Source organism: Rhizobium sp. 01T417 (assembly GCF_056398905.1).
Genome location: NZ_JBFTQH010000081.1, coordinates 1 through 5,100 on the forward strand (window position 1 = coordinate 1; position 5,100 = coordinate 5,100).

Consider the following 5,100-nt stretch of genomic DNA (forward strand, 5'->3'; position numbering starts at 1 on the left):
GCTATCGGTCGGAATGCGAATGCCGCGACAAGCCTGGTTACACCTCATATCATCGAGATGGCCCATAGCCTGAAACTCAAGATGGTCGCGGAAGGTATCGAAACAGCTGAACAGGAAACGATCCTGCGTCAGTCCGGCGTTCAGTTCGGGCAAGGGTGGCTATACTCGAAAGCCCTCCCGTTCGAAGAATTCATTACATTCTATGAAAAGCGCAATGCCGGGCAAAAAACGGTGAGGAGATATGTCACACGCGCTCGAGCGCACTTCGGCAGTAGGACGTTCAGAGTAGGTTCCCAAAAGTGGTCTCATCAAAGAACAACAATCAACGTACCAACCGACACTTGCTCGTACAGTCGATGATCAAATGCAGTCGGATGAAGCCCAATCGGCATGGCAGTGGAATGTCTCCACGCAGCATTCGCGACATCGCTGCCGCTCATTATCTGGCGATCTGGGAAAGCTACGGGAGAGCGAGCTTTATTGAGCTTTGATCCGCGCTTCAATTAAGCTCAATTCGAAGCGGTGATAGCGTTGCCGAGCAAAATAGCCGTCCAACTCTTGGCGAGCTAGTGAGGTGGGTTCGCCTCGAAGCCTCGCGCCTGAAATCCCAGCCTCTTGGGCCGCAATTTTGATAGCATCGTCTGTCAGGTATTTTCGCGTTCGCGCCAAATCGGCCTGCAATTGATCCGTCCGTGAAGAGACAGGCTTCTGGGGCGCAGTACCTTGGATCGTGGGGGCTGGATGAGTGTCATTTGCAGTTCTGGTCGTCACCATGCCCTGAGTAGCTTTGCGATGTCTGACAGGTTGGAGCGTTTCGACCGGCACATACCCGAAGTGCTTTCTAAGTTCCCCGGACACGCACCACCGTCCGTAACCCCCGCCCTGAACAACTTCACAAGCAGTCGCGCGGCCACATCGAACTGGTGACCATCCATGGCTGTAAGCTGTCCGGTATATCCGGCCTCTTTCAGCGCGATTTGAATAAACCTGGCCTCTTCGCTCGCTTGGCCGGATTTCCTTTGATCGTTAGGCAAACTGGCTCCTATTCCGCGGTCCGATATGCCGCTACGTTGGGGTGGCTTGTTTTCTTGAGCTTGGATGGCTGCTGAACGGAGAGGCTGCGAGGGCAGATAACCGCGTCGGCCTGCACGATCCGCTCAGTATCGCCAATCTCGAGATACATGAGGCGCCACCCCCGGAGCATTCGATCTTGATCTCATGTGCGCCGACAGACGTTGAAGGGTCTCCCATTTTTGGCACATGATCCATCGCATCGTCTCCAACCATAAATGGCGTTGCTTCAGCAGCAATACAATAGAGGCCGGAAATACGTCGTCCTTGCACCAATGACCTTTGCACAGGCGAGCAACAGCAAGGACCCGTGCGTTCCGGTTCAGCCGACCTTACTTGCGGAAATCGACTATCGCCACAGGGCCGGTTAGCCTCTTTAGTTCGACAATAAATGCAGGAGCATCGTCAGTAAGGTTTTCCCAGTAGGCAGCCACGCTCTCCCCAACAATCGGCAGGCCGCGCATCCAGTTTGGCGGCGCTGAAGGACCCTGCTCCAGAAGGCGTTATTCCCCCGGCTAATTTGGTGATGTCGTCGGCGAGCGCCGTTACGAGGACAGTCAGCGGCGCGATTACAACAAAAATCACCAATATAGCTGCGGCAGCCGGCGCTCGATACCCCCCTACAGCACGCTCGCATTGGCGGTAGATTGGCCAGGTCGAGAAACAAATCACTGCGGCCCACAGGATTGCTGACAGGAAAGGCCAAAGCTCCCGTTTAGGGTTGTCAATTTCAGCTTCTGGCAGGATTGGTTGGGAAAACTCGGCGTTGCTGGCGCTTGAGAGCCGTGATTCAATCTTTTGAGTGATGCGCAGGGGATCAGGCGAAGGATAGGATGTCACGCGGCTTCCGGCGCAGCTTCTACGACTTCTGCCTTGATGATCACGCCACTCCAGAGCATCTGCTTCGCGTGATCGACCGCCATCTCGACTCGACAGCGTCAGGGCGCAGTTGAAGCCGTTCTACAGCAGCACAGGTGGTCCTTCGGTTGAACGATCTGAACCGCGTCGGCCACGTGACTGCCAGCGATATCGCGGCAATGACACTGCACGATCCAATCAATATCCTCCAATCTCAGTCGCATGATACCGGCCGCAGCCGACCGCGCGCCTCAACTTGCATTAGATTTCCAGATCGCTGGTGCCGCCTTGATCTACCCGTTTTCCTACGATGCGGATGAGGCTCCCGATCTCGCGCCGGCAATTTAGCGTCACTATGGCGATTCAAGCGACGAGATCGGACGCTGGGCCCGCCAGTTTCTCCGATACGGCCAGCCGACGGAAACCGGCCGTCTGCTGATGTCACTCTGCTATGCCGTCAGCGAGAGCTTTTCGTATCGCCGCCGCCTTGAACATGGAACACAGACGCCGGTTCAGAGCCTCACGGTGCGTCCAGGATCCCGTCACAATTTTGCATTACTGATGAATGGGGCAGTCCGCTCGCTCGGGCTCGCCGCGCGCGTCGTTGCCGGCTACATCTACGTCGCCGACCCGATGGCAGCACCACGCTCGGAAGAGGCTCCAAACATGCCTGTGCCAGGTCTATCTTCCTGGAGCCGGCTGGACCGAGCTCGATCCGACGAACGCCATCGTAGGCAATCGCGATCTTATTCGCGTGGCAGTCGCACGTGCCCCTAGCCAGGCGCTGCCGTTGAGCGGCCATCTATGATGGCAGCCCTTCCGACTTCGATGGCATGTCGGTGCAGGCCAACGCTACGACCGAATGACCTGCAACCAAGGAGACTCGCGGGAACTCCGCTGTGCCGTCGACGTTGCCAATTGCGTTCCGTGCATGACCGACCTCTCCAACAGGGAATGTAGGATGAAAATACGGGCTGGATTCCATATAGGCTACGAGTGTGCGCAGCCGACCCCGATGCTCATGGTGTTGAACATTCATCCCTCCCGCCGTGTCGATCTGCTGACCGATCAGATACTGACTTTCGACAGGCAAATCGAGGCTTGGTACTATACCGATGTCTTCGGCAATGCCTGCAGTCGCATTGTCGCTCCGCCGGGGCTGACGACGATTTCCACGGAGTTCGAGATTTATGACAACGGGCAGCCGGACATTGTCCCGGAAGGCGCGTTTCAACATGCGATTAACGACTTGCCGAACGAGGTGCTGGTCTTCTTGCTCGGCAGCCGCTATTGCGATACCGACAGGCTCGCCGATTTTGCCTGGGGACGGTTTTCGTCGACCCCACTCGGATGGCAGCGCGTCCGGGCTATCTGCGACTTCGTCCACAATCACATCATTTTCAATTACCTGAAGGCCGATCCGCTCCGAACGGCGTATGGCGGGTTTACCGACAGGACTGGTGTCTGCCGGGATTTTGCGCATCTTGCCATTACGCTGTGTCGTTGCATGAACATCCCGGCGCGATATTGCACCGGCTATCTGGGAGATATCGGCGTGCCGGTCGATCCCAATCCGATGGACTTCAGCGCCTGGTTCCAGGTCTATCTCGGCGGTCACTGGCATACGGCGGACGCTCGCCACAACACGCCGCGCATCGGGCGTATCCTTATGGCGACCGGCCGCGATGCGACGGATGTTGCCCTGTCGACAGCGTTCGGGCCTGCAAAGCTTTCCCGTTTCGAGGTTATCACCCAAGAAGTGCAGCAACGCTGATCTGCTGGCCGGTGCTGGCCACCGGGGTCGCGGCCATTGCTTGATTGGGCATTTCGAGACCGAACGGACTCAATGCAGTCCTCTGGCGATTTGCATTAACCCCATCAAGGCGGCAAACGGACCCAGCCGTTCAGGATCTCTTGACCGACGTGCCGGCGGGTGAAAGACGGATTGACCGCGATTTCGCGCATACTCTATCGAACAGACATTCAACGACTGCGCGCGTCGGCGCCTGTTTCACTGGCGATCAGCGTCGCCATTTGGACTCGAAGCTCTTTCTCGTTCAGGATGCGACCGGCGGCTCGAACGTCTGCGAGAATCTTTGCTATAACGCCCTCATCGCCCGCGGCTGTCGTTCGAACATCGATGATCTCTGCAACGTAGGCTTCAACATCGGTAGCGCCGACTAGGGCCGCAACCCAATGAGCCAATACCCGATCTCGTCGGGACTGAATCTTGAAGGCCATTTCGGAAGCCAGAAAATACATCTGCTCCATCGCCTTTTCGCGTTTCTCGAACGCGTTCATGACGAAGGTCTCCCTGCAGAATTCGCCGTCGATAGCAGGTGCTGGAGAAGACCAGGATCGATCTTGATGATCCGCCGCTCCCGGCTTCCAGCGGCAATCGACGGCAGACAGATAAATGTTGCCACACGCCGATGAGACGGTCGGGATAGGTCGGTTGGCTCCTCGTCCTGCACGATCTTGTAGTCCCCTGCAGGATGCATTTCATCGAGGTCGGGCAAAGTGAACGGAGCCGAGAAATGAACTATGGTGTTCATGATGCGCGTTGACATGGCGACAAACTCCAAGTGAAGGCGCTGAACTGCCACACAGGTACAAGCCTTCATCTGACCGGTGGTATCGGGCATAGCCAATCGGGATTTGGGAGGATGGCGTTCAAGGGATCTGACGCCGCAAGGAGCCATATGGCCAAATGACGATTGGATTACCATACGTTCAAATTAAGTCGTGAAGAGGGCATAAATAGAAAAATTAAATATAAAATAGAATTTGTTACAAATGATCAAAAATAATATTTCAAGAACTTCAAATAAAATGGATGGAAAAATAATATATTAGTCAATAATTACTTTTTGGGTTATTGTAGTCCTGCGCAATATTGCGCGTTTTCATTCAGATTGGATATGGACATGCTAGACATGACCTGGCTTCGCCCCGGCCTATGGGGAGCGGCATGCGGCGCGGCCGCACTTGCCATCGTCGGCTTCACATGGGGAGGTTGGGTGACCACTGGCAGTGCTCAAAAAGCCGCCGGGATCGAGCGAACCTCGGCCATCGCGGCTGCGCTGACGCCCTATTGTCTCGAGAGGGCCAAATCGGATCCAGCTTCGGCAGAGATCTTGGCCGCACTCAAAGCAGCCGGCACCTACGGGC

At 56.0% G+C, this 5,100-nt stretch carries 5 protein-coding genes and 2 pseudogenes; 4 read left to right on the plus strand and 3 right to left on the minus strand.

What is annotated here, in order from left to right:
- Positions 1 to 360: EAL domain-containing protein (locus AC1DPR_RS31285; RefSeq protein WP_477817947.1), on the plus strand; the 360-nt coding region annotated here is incomplete at its 5' end.
- Between the two features lie 1,058 nt (positions 361 to 1,418).
- Here the strand turns inward: AC1DPR_RS31285 and AC1DPR_RS31290 are convergent.
- A pseudogene (locus tag AC1DPR_RS31290) lies at positions 1,419 to 1,818 on the minus strand (AI-2E family transporter); the annotation flags it as partial.
- A 351-nt stretch (positions 1,819 to 2,169) separates the two neighbouring features.
- Here AC1DPR_RS31290 and AC1DPR_RS31295 point away from each other — a divergent pair.
- Positions 2,170 to 2,795: pseudogene (locus AC1DPR_RS31295) on the plus strand (transglutaminase-like domain-containing protein); the annotation flags it as partial.
- A 95-nt stretch (positions 2,796 to 2,890) separates the two neighbouring features.
- Positions 2,891 to 3,703 (plus strand): transglutaminase-like domain-containing protein, encoded by an 813-nt coding sequence (locus AC1DPR_RS31300; protein WP_477817948.1) that lies wholly within the window; start codon positions 2,891 to 2,893, stop codon positions 3,701 to 3,703.
- A gap of 209 nt (positions 3,704 to 3,912) precedes the next feature.
- Here the strand turns inward: AC1DPR_RS31300 and AC1DPR_RS31305 are convergent, their stop codons facing one another.
- Positions 3,913 to 4,230, minus strand: a complete 318-nt coding sequence (locus AC1DPR_RS31305; protein ID WP_029867355.1) for an ATPase inhibitor subunit zeta — start codon at positions 4,228 to 4,230, stop codon at positions 3,913 to 3,915.
- Complete coding sequence (locus tag AC1DPR_RS31310; protein WP_112668237.1) at positions 4,227 to 4,499, minus strand: hypothetical protein; 273 nt, start codon at positions 4,497 to 4,499, stop codon at positions 4,227 to 4,229. Before AC1DPR_RS31310 ends, AC1DPR_RS31305 begins: the two co-directional genes overlap by 4 nt.
- Positions 4,500 to 4,856: 357 nt before the next feature.
- Between AC1DPR_RS31310 and AC1DPR_RS31315 the strand changes: the two genes are divergently transcribed.
- Positions 4,857 to 5,100: hypothetical protein (locus tag AC1DPR_RS31315; protein WP_477817949.1), on the plus strand; the 244-nt coding region annotated here is incomplete at its 3' end.

Coding starts and splice junctions, on each gene's coding strand:
- AC1DPR_RS31300 (WP_477817948.1), top strand. CDS start 2,891: ATGAAAATACGGGCTGGATTCCATATAGGCTACGAGTGTGCGCAGCCG.
- AC1DPR_RS31305 (WP_029867355.1), bottom strand. CDS start 4,230: ATGAACGCGTTCGAGAAACGCGAAAAGGCGATGGAGCAGATGTATTTT.
- AC1DPR_RS31310 (WP_112668237.1), bottom strand. CDS start 4,499: ATGTCAACGCGCATCATGAACACCATAGTTCATTTCTCGGCTCCGTTC.